The 16,029-nt window shown below is 50.1% G+C and carries 17 protein-coding genes; 6 read left to right on the top strand and 11 right to left on the bottom strand.

The window, feature by feature from the left end:
* Window positions 1-5: 5 nt before the first annotated feature.
* A complete protein-coding gene (locus tag FH871_RS01640; RefSeq protein ID WP_138989593.1) occupies window positions 6-827 on the bottom strand; it encodes a hypothetical protein in 822 nt (273 codons plus the stop codon).
* A 146-nt stretch (window positions 828-973) separates the two neighbouring features.
* A complete protein-coding gene (locus FH871_RS01635) occupies window positions 974-1,774 on the bottom strand; it encodes a hypothetical protein (RefSeq protein WP_138989592.1) in 801 nt (266 codons plus the stop codon).
* 334 nt (window positions 1,775-2,108) lie between these two features.
* Here FH871_RS01635 and FH871_RS01630 point away from each other — a divergent pair, with 334 nt between their 5' ends.
* Window positions 2,109-4,223, top strand: coding sequence for a TIM-barrel domain-containing protein (locus FH871_RS01630; RefSeq protein ID WP_229317057.1), 2,115 nt, complete (start codon window positions 2,109-2,111; stop codon window positions 4,221-4,223).
* A gap of 84 nt (window positions 4,224-4,307) precedes the next feature.
* On the opposite strand, the gene FH871_RS01625 is transcribed toward FH871_RS01630, so the two are convergent.
* The gene (locus FH871_RS01625) at window positions 4,308-4,709 is read right to left on the bottom strand and encodes a T9SS type A sorting domain-containing protein (protein WP_138989590.1); all 402 of its coding nucleotides are present in this window, start codon (window positions 4,707-4,709) and stop codon (window positions 4,308-4,310) included.
* Between the two features lie 78 nt (window positions 4,710-4,787).
* Between FH871_RS01625 and FH871_RS01620 the strand changes: the two genes are divergently transcribed.
* Window positions 4,788-5,231, top strand: coding sequence for a hypothetical protein (locus tag FH871_RS01620; RefSeq protein WP_138989589.1), 444 nt, complete (start codon window positions 4,788-4,790; stop codon window positions 5,229-5,231).
* Here the strand turns inward: FH871_RS01620 and moeB are convergent.
* Window positions 5,174-6,319: a molybdopterin-synthase adenylyltransferase MoeB gene (moeB, locus tag FH871_RS01615; protein WP_138989588.1), complete on the bottom strand. Its 1,146-nt coding sequence runs from the start codon at window positions 6,317-6,319 to the stop codon at window positions 5,174-5,176. The genes FH871_RS01620 and moeB overlap by 58 nt on opposite strands.
* Window positions 6,320-6,537: 218 nt before the next feature.
* On the opposite strand from moeB, the gene FH871_RS01610 reads away from it, so the two are divergent.
* On the top strand, window positions 6,538-7,029 hold the full coding sequence (locus FH871_RS01610) for a DinB family protein (RefSeq protein WP_229317055.1): 492 nt from the start codon (window positions 6,538-6,540) through the stop codon (window positions 7,027-7,029).
* Between the two features lie 101 nt (window positions 7,030-7,130).
* Here the strand turns inward: FH871_RS01610 and aspS are convergent, their stop codons facing one another.
* From aspS to FH871_RS01595, 3 genes are all read right to left on the bottom strand, one after another.
* A complete protein-coding gene (gene aspS, locus FH871_RS01605) occupies window positions 7,131-8,900 on the bottom strand; it encodes an aspartate--tRNA ligase (RefSeq protein ID WP_138989586.1) in 1,770 nt (589 codons plus the stop codon).
* 74 nt (window positions 8,901-8,974) lie between these two features.
* Window positions 8,975-10,027, bottom strand: a complete 1,053-nt coding sequence (locus tag FH871_RS01600) for a glycosyltransferase family 1 protein (protein ID WP_138989585.1) — start codon at window positions 10,025-10,027, stop codon at window positions 8,975-8,977.
* Window positions 10,028-10,030: 3 nt separating this feature from the next.
* On the bottom strand, window positions 10,031-10,720 hold the full coding sequence (locus FH871_RS01595) for a polysaccharide deacetylase family protein (protein ID WP_171062726.1): 690 nt from the start codon (window positions 10,718-10,720) through the stop codon (window positions 10,031-10,033).
* A gap of 266 nt (window positions 10,721-10,986) precedes the next feature.
* Here FH871_RS01595 and FH871_RS01590 point away from each other — a divergent pair, with 266 nt between their 5' ends.
* Window positions 10,987-11,379 (top strand): Hsp20/alpha crystallin family protein, encoded by a 393-nt coding sequence (locus FH871_RS01590; RefSeq protein WP_114403912.1) that lies wholly within the window; start codon window positions 10,987-10,989, stop codon window positions 11,377-11,379.
* A 55-nt stretch (window positions 11,380-11,434) separates the two neighbouring features.
* On the opposite strand, the gene FH871_RS01585 is transcribed toward FH871_RS01590, so the two are convergent.
* From FH871_RS01585 to FH871_RS01570, 4 genes are all read right to left on the bottom strand, one after another.
* A complete protein-coding gene (locus FH871_RS01585; protein WP_138989583.1) occupies window positions 11,435-11,731 on the bottom strand; it encodes a transcriptional regulator in 297 nt (98 codons plus the stop codon).
* On the bottom strand, window positions 11,731-12,384 hold the full coding sequence (locus FH871_RS01580) for a hypothetical protein (protein ID WP_138989582.1): 654 nt from the start codon (window positions 12,382-12,384) through the stop codon (window positions 11,731-11,733). The genes FH871_RS01585 and FH871_RS01580 overlap by 1 nt, the downstream gene beginning before the upstream one ends.
* Before the next feature lie 251 nt (window positions 12,385-12,635).
* Window positions 12,636-13,028 (bottom strand): diacylglycerol kinase family protein, encoded by a 393-nt coding sequence (locus tag FH871_RS01575; RefSeq protein WP_138989581.1) that lies wholly within the window; start codon window positions 13,026-13,028, stop codon window positions 12,636-12,638.
* The gene (locus FH871_RS01570; RefSeq protein WP_138989580.1) at window positions 13,012-13,677 is read right to left on the bottom strand and encodes a DUF1361 domain-containing protein; all 666 of its coding nucleotides are present in this window, start codon (window positions 13,675-13,677) and stop codon (window positions 13,012-13,014) included. Before FH871_RS01570 ends, FH871_RS01575 begins: the two co-directional genes overlap by 17 nt.
* A 159-nt stretch (window positions 13,678-13,836) precedes the next feature.
* On the opposite strand from FH871_RS01570, the gene mazG reads away from it, so the two are divergent.
* Both mazG and FH871_RS01560 read left to right on the top strand, forming a co-directional pair.
* Window positions 13,837-14,688, top strand: a complete 852-nt coding sequence (gene mazG / locus FH871_RS01565) for a nucleoside triphosphate pyrophosphohydrolase (protein ID WP_138990220.1) — start codon at window positions 13,837-13,839, stop codon at window positions 14,686-14,688.
* Window positions 14,689-14,834: 146 nt separating this feature from the next.
* The gene (locus tag FH871_RS01560) at window positions 14,835-15,992 is read left to right on the top strand and encodes a T9SS type A sorting domain-containing protein (RefSeq protein WP_138989579.1); all 1,158 of its coding nucleotides are present in this window, start codon (window positions 14,835-14,837) and stop codon (window positions 15,990-15,992) included.
* Window positions 15,993-16,029: the final 37 nt, after the last annotated feature.

Below are 16,029 nucleotides of genomic sequence, written 5' to 3'. Positions count from 1 at the left end.
AACTATCATTGACAGTTATATTCGTAGTCTGTGAATCCTTGAACAAAGCTTTCTCCTCCTGATATCACTTTCGTTATCATCCTTTTTACGCGCCCGTCGTTATTGAATAAATATTTGTATTCGATATGAGAAGCTTGGGTAGAGGTAGACTCTTTTACCAACAGATTACGGTTTTCTTTGCCAAAAAATGGGAAAGGATTTGGTAAATTTGGCCGGGATAAATCGTACTCATAGACAGTGGATGCACCACCAGCAAATTCTTTTTTTATGGTGTTGCCATTTTTTATCGTGTATTTAACAGATTCACCTGAGGAATTTTTGCGCTCGATCACATACCCATTTTCATCATAAATTGGCGTTGACGCTACAAAGGCTCCATATTCAAAACTTGTATTGGTTACAAGCCCTTGGTTATTCAGGATATGAGTCGTTAATATATCATTACTACGCTTGAAAGCAGCTTCTCTGGTATTAATTTGGTTGGGTAAATAGTCAAAGTAGGTGCGGTACTTATCACTGGGATTATTATCCTCTGTTCTTATCACTTTTCCATCAGCATCATATTCATAGATAAGATCATACGGAGAACCTCCTATCGCATAGGTTTTGCCATCTTCAACCGTAATTTCCCTTACAATGAATGGCTTTCCTGCGTCATAGATGGTAGCCGCATAATGCAGATCTCCCACTTTTACGTCTTCACCAGGCAGAAGCTTCGCGGCAATGTTGCGGCTCACTACGAAAAGATGGCAATTCTGATAAACCGAAGAAGGTTGCAAATGATCTTGCACCGTACAGGAACCAAATAAAAGAACAAAACTTGCCATAAACAGACAGGATTGAGTAAAGAATTTCATCGTAATCTTGGAAATAAACGAGTGAATGGAATGGCTATTTTATAATTAACGTAATCTTACACGTTAGTCAATTTTTAATAAAGACACTTAACTGTGGAAAAAGAAGAATGATGAGTTTACGGACAGGTAATCTTATATCCCGTAATTACTAGGTCAGTACTGGTTAATTCATTTGCTGAATTATATAACTTTCTGAATCCTACACGATTTTTGATCTGTCCATTCTGATCATAAACATACTTGTAATCAGTGATTGAAGAATATCCTGTTCCACTAGACTTTCCAATATTGAATTTTTCCTTTATAAGCAGATTACGGTTTCCTTTTCCGTCAAAGATAGGGTTAGGGTTTGGTATTTTGTTAAGCTGCGTTAAATCATATTCATATTCGTAGGTTTGCTCAGTACCAGACTCTGTTCTAACGGACTTTGTTACATTACCATCCATAATCGTTTTATATAAATGCCAGAGATAAGCATCACTATAATAAATTTGATAACCTTCAGAATCAAACTTACTCAGGGCACTTGAAAAAAAACCTTGCGAGTCTAGATTGAAGATATTCGTAGCTGACATTGAATAAGGTACGTCGGGGTCCGGAATACTGGTCCATTTGACCGCGTTCGGCAGATATTCGTAGAGAAAAGTAAACTTATGCCGATCGTCATATTGTTCAATCATTCGTCCTTGTTGGTCATATTTATAAAAAAGAGATGAAGTAGTTTTTATAGGGATTTTTTGACCTTCAATCTCCAGAATCTCTTCTGGATTAGACCCATCCAGAACCTGGTATTGTTCAGAAACCTTAACGAGCAAGCAGTTTGAAGTTGAAGGTTGCAAATGATCTTGCACCGTACAGGAAATAAACAAAAGAATAAAGCTTGCTACCAGCAGACAGGATTGAGTAAAGAGTTTCATCGTAATCTTGGAAATAGGTATATGATAGAAGAAATGACAATTCTTCGGTAAAGACACCCAAAATGCGTAGAAAGTTGGAAATGTATTGAGAAAAATAATGCATAAAAAATGCAATGTTGTTAGGACGCTTGAGAATCAAATAAGTAACAACGTTTTTTGTTTTTTTTTTCTGCGGGAAATGATCCTGGGTTGAGAAATCCCGCAAATCACTGTCGCCGATTTGCAATCGGCGTTTTTTACAATTTAATTGGTTTTAGGAGTAGAAACGTTGCCCTCCACATTTTCTCAAAAACACCCATCGTTTCCCATGAAGCAACTCCGAATCTTTCTCCTGATGGTTTTTCTGGCCACCGGCGTTGCCCTCCGCGCCCAAGCCATCTGGACCGAAACCGCGCCCGGCGTCTGGAAATTGCCAGTTGGCAAGCCGGAAGCCTACAATTTGCTTACGGCAGCCGGTGTTCAGCCCAATCGGGCTGCGCTCGAAAAATTGGGCAAAACCGCTTTCCCGTTGCCCAAAGACGACATTTCCGTCCGGGTTGTAGATGGAAAAACCTATCTGCGGTTTCCGCTGGAACGCGGGGAGCAGTTGTACGGTTTTGGCCTGAATTTCCAGACGGTTCACCAACGCGGCAAAATCCTTACCCTGCACATGGATCATTATGGCAACCGCGACAATGGCCGAACGCACTCGCCCACACCGTTTTACGTTTCGTCGAATGGCTACGGGGTTTTCATCAATTCGGCCCGGTACATTACCGTATATGCCGGTTCCGGGGTTCGACAGGATAGTAAAAATCCGCCCCAGGCCCAGGACCGGAATACCGACAAAGACTGGTCGGCGCACCCGTATTCCGATGCCGTCGAACTGCTGGTTCCGGCCGAGGGGGTTGAGGTGTACGTATTTGGCGGCCCCAAACCCATGGAAGTGGTACAGCGGTTTAACCTGTTCAATGGGGGCGGTTGCCTGCCCCCGCGCTGGGGACTGGGGTTTACGCAGCGCGTTCACCGGCTCTACACCGCCGATAGCGTCAGAAAAGAAGCCGCCGAGTTTGAAGCCAGGCAGTATCCACTGGATTTCATCGGGTTGGAACCCGGCTGGCAGAGTAAATCGTATCCCTGCACCTTCGAGTGGGACAAAACCCGGTTTCCCGATCCCGCCGGTTTTGTAAAAGACATGCTGACCAAAAATGTTCGGATTAACCTCTGGACGAATCCCTACGTTTCGCCCGACGCGTCGATTTACGCGCAGATCAAACCGTTTACCGGCTCACACACGGTTTGGGTGGGGGCTGTGCCCGATCTCACGATTCCGCAGGCGCGGGCGATCTACTGGCGTCAGTTTGATAAAGATCACGTCGGGATTGGCGTAAGCGGTTACAAGATCGATGAGGTCGATGGCAACGATTCGTGGTTGTGGCCCGATGTGGCTACTTTTCCGTCGGGAATCAGTGCCGAGCAGATGCGGCAGACCTATGGTTTGCTGGTGCAGAAACAAAGTACGGACCTGTACCATGCCCGCAACACCCGAACCTACGGACTGGTGCGGGCGTCTAACGCGGGCGGTTCGTCGTTTCCATATGTGATTTACAACGATAACTACAGCCATCAGGATTTTATTACGGGCCTGATCAACAGCGGTTTTGCCGGAGTATTGTGGACACCGGAAGTTCGTGCCTCCAAAACCAGCGAAGAATGGTTGCGCCGGTTTCAGTCGGTTTGTTTTTCGCCGATGGCGATGATCAACGCCTGGGCCGATGGCACCAAACCGTGGTCGTTTCCGGACGTGGCCGAGCAGGTGAAGACTGTGGCCCAACTGCGGATGCAGATGATGCCGTACTGGTACACCGAATTTGCCAAGTACCACTTTGAAGGCACTCCGCCATTCCGGGCATTGAACCTGGAAGACGGTTTTATTGAGAAGGTGGAAAAGCAAACCGCCGTGACGAACCTGGGCGAAAATCCGTATCAGGAAGCCAGTACGAAGGAAATTAAGGACCAGTATATGGCGGGCGATCAGTTGCTGGTGGCACCGATGTTTACGGGACAGACGTCGCGGAAGGTAATTTTACCGAAGGGCAACTGGTATGATTTCTACACCGGGCGGTTTGCTGGGGCCGGTGAGGTGATTACGGTGACGCCGGGCCTGGACAAGATTCCGGTTTTCGTAAAAGATGGCGGCATTATTCCGATGATGCCCTCGCTCTTGCACGCGCCCAAACCGGGTCAGAAAGTTGACCTGGAAATCCGTCATTACGGCGAAAAACCGGCTCAATACCGACTCTACGACGACGATGGAGAAACCTTCGATTACGAAAAAGGTCAGTTTAGCTGGCGACTGATTGAGGTTGAAAAGCAGAAAAACGGCACGCTGAAAGGCCGGATGTCGGCGGCTGAAAAAGGAAAACCGGATACGGTGGGGAAGGTGACGTGGCGGTTTATGACGAATTGAAAACAGCGCCGGGTTTTTATACTACCGAAAGCCGATCCCGCTCAGGATCGGCTTTCGGTTGGGTTGGATATGGCTTTCAAGGCATCAATTAATGGCTACAAAGCGGGGAGCGGCAACGGGTTGCTGAGTGGCCAGTGTCAAAGCTTGGGTGGTGGTTTCAACCCCGTTGCTGATTTCCACCTGGTATACGCCATCGGGCAGCGCACTAACGTCCAGGCTTAAACGGGCCGCGGGCCGGCGTTTGGCAACCTGCTGAACGAAGACCTCTTTCCCCGCCTTGTCGACCAGCCGCACCACGACGGTGCCAGCGGTTTCTTTCTTGACGGCGATCTGGAGTTTACCGGCCAGATTGGTATACATGCTGCTCTGAAAAGCGGCAGTATTTTTAGGTTTAGCGACCGGTTTGCCGGGTTCAGCCTGAGAAACGGCGAAGGTGGTCAGGGTTAAGGTTGCGGCAACGAGCAGGGATTTGACGAGCGTTTTCATGATTTATAATGTTTTGGTTTGGATGTCCGTTTTGGATGATTCAAAGGTCCGCATCCGGCCGCCAAAAGCCTGTCACAAATGAGTCAATCCCTGCTACTTTTGGGAAACAAGGTACTTTCCTGCTGCTATTTTAAGTGGCTTAACTTTTCGCTTTGTCCGCCATTTACCAGACGGTTCCCTTTTCTGGCCACCGGATTGGCGATCGCTCTGCTGGTTTGTACCTGGACACCGACGCGGGACCAGCCTTATACGGCCTCCGTGAAAGAATACAGTCTTTCAGGTCAGCCGTCGCAAGACGGTTTGACGGATGCGCATAGTCGGCTTGTCAGTCAGGTTCAGATTGAGAAAGCTGGCGGGTTTGAGCGACTGGTGTTTGATGTGAGCCACCACGCTTCCGGTCTGCTGTTTGTAGCCGGGTTTGTCATTGGCCAATTCAGCAGTTGCAGATGGGTCATTAAAAACCGTCAATACACCTCCATCTCCGGCTGCACATCGCGCGCCCAGCTATTGATGCCGCCCTGAAGGTTCATGAGGTTGGTAAAATTGAATTCTTTTTGCAGATAGTCGACCACGTACTGGCTGCGAATACCGTGGTGGCAATAGACCACCACCGGGCGGTCGACGGGGATGCGTTTGACGTTGTTGGCGATGATGTTGACCGGAATCAACACCGCATTATCGAGGTGGCAAATGTTGTATTCGGGCCGCTCACGGACGTCCAGCAGGAAAATATCTTCCTCCTGTGCCAGTCGCTCGGCCAGTTCGGTAGCCGTGATGGTTTTGCGAACGTCGGTTTTGACGGCAACCCGCTGGCCTTCTTCCCAGGCGTTTTGGGCCGCAGCTTCGGCATCGAGCCGCCGACGAACGCGAATTTTCTGGAACGACATCGCCAGTAAATCCACCATCAGGAGTTCTTCGTTCAGCAGGTGGCCGATACCGGTAATGAGCTTGATGACTTCGTTGGCCTGATAGGTACCGATAACCCCCGGCAAAACGCCCATGACGCCCGTTTCGGCGCAATTCGGAATCTCCATCTGATTCGGAAACTCGGGGAACAAACACCGGTAGGTGGGGCCGCGCCGAACTTCTTCGGGTTGAACTTCGGATGCCGCCAGTCGGGCATTCAAAACCGCTACCTGGCCTTCGAAACGGTGAATGGCACCGTAGATAAACGGTTTTTCCTGCATCACGCAAACGTCGTTGACCAGATACCGAACGGTAAAATTATCGGTGCAATCCACCACCAGGTCATACTCTTCGATCAGCGAGCGCGCATTGGAACGGTCGAGGGCATACGCATAGGAGTTGAAGCTGATTTCGGGATTGATTTTTTTGAGTGAATTTACGGCAATCGTGGCTTTGGGTTTGCCGACCTGCTCGGTCGTATACAGAACCTGCCGTTGCAGGTTGCTGATGGCAACCGTGTCCGGGTCGATGACCCCAATCGTACCGACTCCGGCCGCCGTCAAATACAACAATACCGGGCAACCCAACCCGCCTGCACCCACAACCAGCACACGAGCCTGTTGTAATTTCAGTTGGCCTTCCACGCCAATTTCGGGAAGATTCAGGTGTTTTTCGTAACGGGCGTATTCTGCAGGTCGGAGCATAGTCGATTTGTTGTTGAGTTACCGCACTACATTTTAAACGAAAAAGCAATTCGATTTACATTTTGCGTTCATAATTTATTTTACGACACTCCCTTAAGTAGAAATCCTGACCTTGGACTTGCAAAGCTACTTATCGGGTTTAACTTTGGTACTCAAACCATTACCTTTTCGTCATGAAACAAAAACTTGGATTTACGGCCCTTGCCCTGATGCTCTGGATGGCATTCAGCGGTTTTTCGATCAAACCCAAAACCGTTGCCCAGATGACGACGGAATGGCAGCGTGCCAAAGAGTTTACGAAGGAATACCTGGACGCCATGCCGGAAGACGGGATGGGCTACAAACCGACACCGGAAATCCGGAGCTTTGCGGAACAGATGCTGCACTTGACGGCGGCAAACTACAACTTCACGGCGGCCGCGACCGGGAAAGCCAACCCCATGCAGGGGAAAAAACTGGAGACGATGGATGAGTTGAAAACGAAAGCCGCGCTGACGAAAGCCGTCATGGACAGCTACGATTTTGTGCTGGATGGCATTAAAGGACTGAGCGATGCGCAACTGGCCGAAAATGTGAAGATGGGACCGCGCGAAATGTCCCGCGAAACCGTGTTTGCCAAAGCCTTCGAACACCAGACGCACCACCGTGGACAGGCCACGATTTACATCCGGATGAAGGGGATCAAACCGCCAAATGAGAAGCTGTTTTAGGGGAAAAATTTCAAATGTAAAATGATGAATGCTAAATGTAAAAGTGCTTCATAGCCAGAACCTTTTACATTTAGCATTCATCATTTTACATTTGAAATTAGCTACTTTTTCGCCACCGCAATCTGCAACTCATCCAACTGCCCCTGGGCAATGACGGATGGGGAATCGATCATGACGTCGCGGCCCGAGTTATTTTTGGGGAAAGCGATGAAGTCGCGGATGGAATCGGCACCTCCGAAAATGGAGCAAAGCCGGTCGAAGCCGAAGGCAATACCGCCGTGTGGGGGAGCACCAAACTCAAACGCATCCAGCAGAAAACCGAACTGTGCTTTGGCTTCTTCGGGGGAGAAACCGAGCAGATCGAACATGCGTGACTGCAACTCCCGCTGAAAAATCCGGATGGAACCACCACCGACTTCGGTGCCGTTGATCACCATGTCGTAGGCATTGGCCCGCACGGCACCGGGATCGGTTTCCAGCAGTTGAATATCTTCCGGTTTGGGCGATGTGAACGGGTGGTGCATCGCAAACCAGCGTTTTTCTTCTTCGCCGTATTCCAGTAACGGAAAATCCAGCACCCACAATGCACTGAACGTATTGGGGTCGCGCAAGCCCAGGCGGTTGCCCATTTCCAGCCGCAGTTCGCTCAGTTGTTTGCGGGCCTTGTTGGTTTCGCCCGACATAATCAGCAGCAAATCACCGGGTTCGGCCTGGAACTGAACCACCCAATGTTTCAGATCTTCTTCCGAATAAAACTTGTCGACCGATGATTTGACCGTTCCGTCTTCGTTATACCGCACGTAAATCAATCCTTTTCCACCGATCTGCGGACGTTTGATAAAGTCGGTCAGTTCGTCCATCTGCTTGCGCGTGTAGTGGGCGCAGCCTTTGGCATTGATTCCGATCACGATTTCCGCCGAATCGAACACCACGAAGTTTTTGCCCGACGTCAGATCCACCGTATCGAAAGCACCTTTCAACTCGACGAACGGCATACCGAAACGCGTATCCGGTTTGTCGGAACCATACAGCCGCATGGCTTCGGCGTAGGTCATTCGGGGTACTTCGGCCAGCCCGATTCCTTTTACGGTTTCAAACAGATGCCGAACCAGACCCTCGAACATCTGAAGAATATCCTCCTGCTCGATGAACGACATCTCGCAGTCGATCTGTGTAAATTCCGGTTGACGGTCGGCGCGCAGGTCTTCATCACGGAAACACTTGACAATCTGGTAATATCGGTCGAAACCCGACACCATCAGCAGTTGCTTGAAGGTCTGGGGCGACTGCGGCAGGGCGTAGAATTCACCGGGATTCATGCGGCTCGGCACCACAAAATCGCGGGCACCTTCCGGCGTCGATTTGATCAAAACCGGTGTTTCGACTTCGATAAAATCCTGGCCGTCCATGTAAATCCGCGTTTGCTGGGCCATTTTATGACGCAGTTCGAGGTTTTTCCGAACGGGATTCCGGCGCAAATCGAGGTAGCGGTATTTCATCCGCAGGTCGTCGCCCCCGTCGGTTTCGTCTTCGATCAGAAACGGCGGGAGTTTGGCGGGATTCAATATTTCCAGCTTTTCCAGCCGGATTTCGATGTCACCCGTTGGCAGATTGGGATTTTTGGATTTGCGCTCGATCACTTCGCCGGTGGCTTTCAGAACGAATTCGCGGCCCAGCGTCCGAACCATCGCAATGGTTTCCGAGTCGGTTTTGCCTTCTTCGAGCAACAATTGGGTCAGGCCGTAGCGGTCGCGCAGGTCGATCCAGATCAGACCGCCTTTGTCGCGAATGCGCTGCACCCAGCCGCAAAGAATAACCTGTTTAGTAACGTGTTCGATGCGAATTTCTCCGCAGGTATGAGTACGTAGCATACTGCTAAAAATGGTTCAATAAGCCGCAAAGGTAGCCAAAGTATATCCGCCTATCAAGCCGATGGTAAAATCGATTACAACACTTCTGAATACAACTTCCAATACTGCCGGGCTGCTTCTTCCCAACTGAAGCGGGCGGCCTGCCGGCGGAGCCGGTCGGCGCGGAAGGGATTGGCGCGGAAATCGTTCAGGCCGTCAAAAATGGTTTCCGCCATCGACTCCGGGTCTTCTGAATCGAAATAATAGGCATCTTTCCCGCCAATTTCGGGCAGGCTCGTGCGTCGCGACAGGAAAACCGGTTTGCCATAACTCATGGCCTCGACCACGGGAAGTCCAAACCCCTCGGAAAGTGACGGAAACAGAAACGCATCGCAAGCCTGATACAAGCCGTTTTTGGTCGCTTCATCAACGGCACCGGTCACAATCAGCCGATCCGAAATCTCCAGTTGCTGAGCCTGTTGCCGCAGGTGGGTGGCATACGGATGACCGTCGGGTCCGGCCAGCACCAGCCGCCATTCCGGGAAAGCTTCGAGCAGCGGCAGGAGCGTGTGCAGGTTTTTCCGGGGATGAATGACGCCGACAAACAGAAAATACGGATTCTGGATGGGGAGCGGTTGGGTGGCTGACTGATTGATTGAGTCGCTGGGAACTGAATACCCGTTGTGGATGACCGACAGCGGAATGCGGGGCAATGTCAGGTGCTGGCGGACGACCGAAGCGGTATAGTCCGAAATCGTTGTTAAGGCAGAGGCCCGGTCGACTTTGCGTTGCAGAACCGCCAGTTTACGGGCTTTTTTTGCGTCGTCATAATCCGGTCGTTCCAGAAAATTAAGATCGTGGATCGTCAGAATCAGGCGGTTTTTCTTCGAAGCGGGCAGAAACCGGGAATCCTGGTGCATACAATGCCAAACGTCGTAGCGGCCCGGCGAATACCATTTCTGCCACCAGGTTGCCGTTTGATAGGCGACATCCGGGCCGAAAATGCCCTGTCGTCCTTCCGGAACCAGAAACGTGAGCTGGGCAGAATCGGGTCGCTGCCGCACCAGTTCCAGGCCCAGTTGCAGGCAGAACTGCCCCAAACCGCTGTTTAAATCCCGCAGACGTTCGGTATCGATGAATAAGGTCATGTGTCAAATCAATTTGCCAAACCGTATTTGCCGGACAAACCGGGCCATGGAGTCGGTTCCGCGAATGTCCAGTCGTTGCCATTCAAACCGGTTGTTCACCGGGAAACGGTTCAGGCGGTTTCCGATCCGGAAAGCGAGTCGGATACCTGCCTGTTGCATCGCGTCCTGCATGGCCCGTTTCGTCGCCGGGTCTTTCGGTCGCCCACCGTAGGGATAGGCGAAAGCCCGAACATACGGTATTTCCAGGGCATTGCAAGCCGTTATATTCTGCGTCAGGTCGGCCTGAATATCACTGATGGACAGGGTTTTATAATTAAGGTGCTGGTGTGAATGCAAGGCCAGTTCGAAGGTGGGAGCCAACTGTTTAAGCTGTTCAGTGGTCATCAGGGGTTCGGTGCAGCCGTCCCATTGATTGCATTGGCCCACAAAAGCCGTGGGGACAAACAGCACCGCAGTCAGGTTCAGTCGCTGCAAAACCGGCAGCGCATACGTCAGGTTGTTGACATACGCATCATCGAAGGTAATCAAAACCGGTCGGGCGGGTAGCGACTGTTTCTGATCAATCGAAGCCACAAGCTGTTTCAGCGTAATGGGTTGGTAGTTGTGGTCGATCAGCCACTGCAACCGCTGTTCAAACTGTTGAACTGAAACCGTTAGCGGATCCTGGCGTTCGGGGTCAATTTTGTGGAACATTAACACAGGCAAAGCGTTCGAACTGCGGAAAAAATACCACAGTATACCCACCAGCAGAAGACTGGCCACCAGTCCGATCATAAATATTTTATGGTTTTCACGGATCAAAAATCACGATTATTTGCGTTATAAAACAAATTACTGACCAATTGTCCGCTTATTTCCGCCATATCGCTGGTTGTCGGCCATAATGACGCTAAATACGGCCTGATCGAGTTAGGTACGTAATTTGTTTAACAAACAGTATACAACCAACCAGTACGATTATGAAACCGATAGAAAACACGCTGAAGGGAATGGGTGGGCAATTCGATTTGCTGAATACTCTGTATGGCGGATCGAGCATGACCCGTATGGAAACCGAGCAGGAGCCAGACCGCTTGTTGATCAAATTGTCGGCTCCCGGCGTTGGTCCGGATGCGTTCAATGTGTTGATCGATGGCAAAAAACTGGTTTTATACACGTTGCTCCAACAAAAAAATCCCGTGGAAGGCCAGAGTCTGGCGGTACCCATGTTTTTAAGGGTGCTGGATATTCCGGACTTTGTCGATGCGGAACACATTGAAGCCGTTCAGGAGCAGGGCCATGTGGTGATCAATCTGCCGTTTAAGGACGGACATCACTCCCAACGAAAAGTAGAAATCCAGAATTTGTTTTGATAGGAACCAGAGAGGGAATACAACCGGCGGTCAATCTAAAAATTGACCGCTTTTTTTATATTGAACCGCGAATAAAATCTTCCAGCGCGTTCAAATGGTCGGTGAAGGCCTGGCGGCCGGCGGGGGTGGCGGTATAGGTCGTATTGGGCTTTCGGCCCACAAACTGCTTTTTCACGGAGACATAGCCCTGCTCTTCCAGCGCCCGCAGGTGCGTCGCCAGATTCCCGTCGGTCATGTCGAGCAGTTCTTTGAGGGAATTGAAACTCAGGGTTTCATTCACAATCAAAACCGACATGATGCCTAACCGGGCCTTACTTTCAAACGCTTTATTAAAGCCTATCAGGAACTCCATCAGCGCTTCAGTTCGTCTCGTTCATACTTGAGATACATCACGGTGCCGTACACAATGTGCAGGATACCAAACCCAACCGCCCACGTCAACAGCGAATACCCCGTCCAGAACAGAGCCACCAGGCCCAGCAGAATTTCGGACAAACCGAGGTATTCCACATCGCGGACGGTGTATTTACTGCCACTGTAGAGCGCCATGCCGTAAAAAATGAGGGTGGTTGGAAACGTCAGCCAGATCAGGTTAAACCGGATCAGGGCCAGACAAAAAATGCCGCCCGTGACCAGCGGAACGGCCAGCGCCCAAAGCAGCCGCTTCGAAATGCTGTTCCAGACGCCATTGCCCTGTCGGCGGGCTTTGCGAACGGTGAAAAATATTCCCAGGAGCAAGGCTGCTACCAGCACCAGGGCGCCGTCGAGGATCAGGAAATCAACCATATCCTGACGATCCGGGCCGTTGAGCCGGGTGATGCGCTCGTAGCTCATCAGCGTCAGGTTGTTGTTGTGCAGCCGGATGTAGGCGGCACCGGCACCGATGAGGGCTACGATACCCGCCGATATGCCCGATAAACCGCTCAACGACAGGAATTTCGAGGATCGTTCCATCAGGCTCCGAATCTCCGTCAGGGTCTGTAAATGCTCGTGTGAATCGGACATTGTTAACTAATTAAAATGGTTAGGATGGTTTTATGGTTAAAAAATGGTTTTATTGGTTGGGATGGTTATATGGTTGAGGATGGTTAAAATGGTTAAATGTTTTTTTGGGGTCAGGGACGGTTTTCGTGGTTTGAGTACGTATAAGCTGGATAATTAGCCTTACCAACCAATTCAACCGTTATTAACCATTACAACCATAAAGCCATCCTGAACCATAAAACCATTCCTACCCTTGGTAACTATGAAAACCTTCAAAACCATTCACTCCAATTCATCATTTTTATCAATTTAGTGCCAAAAATCAAGATACCTACTACAACCGCTACAATTACTACCAGCAACACGGCGCCCGCCGACAGATCCTTCACAGTTTTGATCAGCGGGTGATGGCCGGGCGAAACCACATCGGCGAGTTTTTCAAGGGCCGTATTGAACGCTTCAGCCGCCAGCACCAGACCGACCTGGGTGAGGATCAATGCCCATTCAACCCGATCCAACCGGAGCCAGATGCCGACGACAACGACAGCCAAAGCCGCCAGTAAATGAATTTTAGCATTATTCTCAAACCGGAACAGGGCAAGAATGCCCTCGGCGGCAAACCGAAAGCTTCGCAAATTCTTCCGAACATCAATCCAGCGGCTCATGCGTTCGGCGTTGAACGTACTGGGTGAAGCCCGTATAGAGCGTCACCAGCGCAAATGTATAGGAAAGTGTGAGTTTCAGTGCAAACGGATTGATTAAGCTTTTACCGATCAGTTGGGCCAATTCCAGCGGGTCGGTGAATAAATCCCAGCTATTCAGGCGGATATACCGTCCGAGGTAAACGCCAAAACTGGTCAGCACCAAACACCCGATCATGACCACCCACGTCTGCATACGACCCAGTCGCTCGCTGAGCATCCGGTGAACCAGCAGTTGGGAATACAGGCCCGCGAGCAGACCCGTGAGGGCACACATGAAAATCATCATCGTATCGAACCACACGGTTTCTTCCGAAACATGGCGGACGTGGAACAGGTCGGTGATGATGTAGGGGGAGTTGGGCAGGAACAGCAGCCAGAAGACCAGCCCCGGCCAGAGCGTCCACTTCGGCAACTGACGGTCTTCCAGCCCTTCGCGCAGAAACAGGGCAACAAAGAGTGGAATCCAGGCCAGAAACAGATTCCAGCTCAACATCTTGAAGAACCAGTAGTTCTGACGAAACACCACCATGGCGATGCTCATGACGGACAACATGATCAACATGCGCAGACCTTCGCCGGAGCGGTAAACGGAAAGTAGTTTGCTTAACATATCATGAAAGAACTTTGAACTACAAAGTAGCACATTGAAGTGATGCGGGGCAAGGGAATGGGGGAAAATATTTAGAAATGGAGGATTTCTGCAATTTGCTGCCTGAACCAACCGCCAAACCCTCCTAACCTCTTCGTAACTTTGTCAAAAACAATCCCGATGCAAACCAACCTGAATCAACAACTGGAAACGATGCCCGTCCGGCGGCAGGAACAATTGCTGGCTTTCGACCGCCTGCTGACCATCATGGATGAACTGCGCGAACAATGCCCCTGGGATCGCAAACAAACGATGGACACGCTCCGGCACCTGACCATTGAAGAAACCTACGAACTTTCCGACGCCATTCTGGAAAAAGACCTGCCCGAAATCCGGAAAGAACTGGGCGACGTGATGCTGCACCTGGTTTTTTATGCCCGAATCGCTTCGGAGCCGCAAACCGGGGCGACGTTCGACATCGGCGATGTTCTGAACAGTGTGTGCGATAAGCTGATTTCGCGCCATCCGCACATTTATGGCGACGCCAACGGCAACACCGTCGTGGCCGATACGGAGGAAAAAGTGAAGCAGAACTGGGAACAACTGAAGCTGAAAGAAGGCAATAAATCGGTGCTGGCGGGCGTACCAGGCTCGCTGCCCGCGCTGGTGAAAGCCATGCGGATTCAGGAAAAAGCACGGGGTGCCGGTTTTGACTGGGAGGAAAAACAGCAGGTTTGGGAAAAAGTAGAGGAAGAAATGCAGGAGTTTAAAGATGAATTTAATGCCGAAACCGACGAGATCATCGACCGCGAACGCGCCGAAAAAGAATTTGGCGATGTGCTGTTTTCGCTGGTCAACTACGCCCGTTTCATCGACATCAACCCCGAAACCGCGCTGGAACGCACCAATAAAAAGTTCATCAAACGCTTTCAATACCTGGAAGAACAGGCCCGCAGCAACGGCCAGCAACTGAAAGATATGACGCTGGAAGAAATGGAAGTGTATTGGCAGGAAGCCAAACAGTTTACTTGAAGTATACGGAAATAAGCATAAATTTTACTTCAAAAGTGACATTTGTCAATTTTGAAATTATTATAAAAAAAGGGCATTACTTTCTTCAAAACCGTACGTCTCAGGAGTGTTAGAATTCGGATTTCGAACAGCTAAACTTCTATGCTATGAAATACGGTTATCTACTTTCCGCCGGGCTTTTCGCTCTGTTGAATTTTTCATCTGCTGTTGCGCAGGACTTGGATTTTAATACAACGATGCCCCTCTACCCAGATGGTGCTGCCTCTCATTCTTATATGGGCATTGGTACACCGGCAGTGAATGTGGATATTAGTGTAAGTGGTCCAGGGCAATTTTCTAATGCTTCACCGAATCGGACAGGTACGGGTTTATCGACACCCAGCGTGGATTTTAATAGTCCAAGTGAAACCAAAAATTATAGTTTTACATTCGGTGATCCGGTTACCGGTCTGGAATTTTCACTAATCGCGCTTCAGTACAAAATTGATTTTACCAATCCTCAAAGTTATTATCAGGACAAAATAACGATTATTGCCGTTGATGAGTTTGGTAATTCGGTCACACCAGTCATTCCAGCCGGAACGGGATATATTGTCAATGGCAATGAAATTCTTGCAAATACCCCTAGTCCTTCTGTCGATGTCAATAAGGTCCGTTTTCTTACTAAAGTTAAAACCGTCACTATTGTATTTGGTAATGGGCCAATGGCAGGTGCTGATCCCCGGCCACAAGGTTTCACCATCGGTGACATGGACTGGACCGGCGTCGTCTTGCCGGTCGAACTTTCCTATTTCCGGGCCAAATCCATCGGCAGTGTCGTTCAGCTTACGTGGGAAACCTCTTCGGAGCGCAACGCCCGCTATTTTTCGGTGGAACATAGTTTAAACGTGTCTGACTTTACGCCGATTGGCCGGGTAATGGCCAGCGGTGATGCGACCCGCCGACAGTTTTACTCCTTTGTGGATGACCAGTCGCACCAGATGACCAATTATTACCGCTTGCAGCAGGTCGACAGAGACGGTTCGACGCACTATTCCAAAATCATCGCCCTTCGGCACGACAACCGCCTGCCGGATCTTGCCGTTTATCCTAATCCGTCCGACGGTCACTCCATCGGCTTGCAATGCAACGAACTCGATCCGGCCACCTTGCAACTGACCGACCTGACCGGTCAAAAAATAGCCTTTCGACTGGAGGAATCTGCCGCAGGCCATATTACGCTGCTACCTCAAAAAACGCTGAAAACCGGGGTGTACATCCTGCACGCACCGGGTCTAAAAGCTGTGCGTCTGCTGGTTCACTAACCCAGCGGGAGAAGCCATTTGATTTCTCATCCTGTTT

This window comes from Larkinella sp. C7 (assembly GCF_006149005.1).
In the GTDB taxonomy this organism is placed as follows: domain Bacteria; phylum Bacteroidota; class Bacteroidia; order Cytophagales; family Spirosomataceae; genus Larkinella.
The sequence above is the reverse complement of the archived record's forward strand: the minus strand, read 5'-3'. Positions and strand labels throughout refer to the sequence as shown.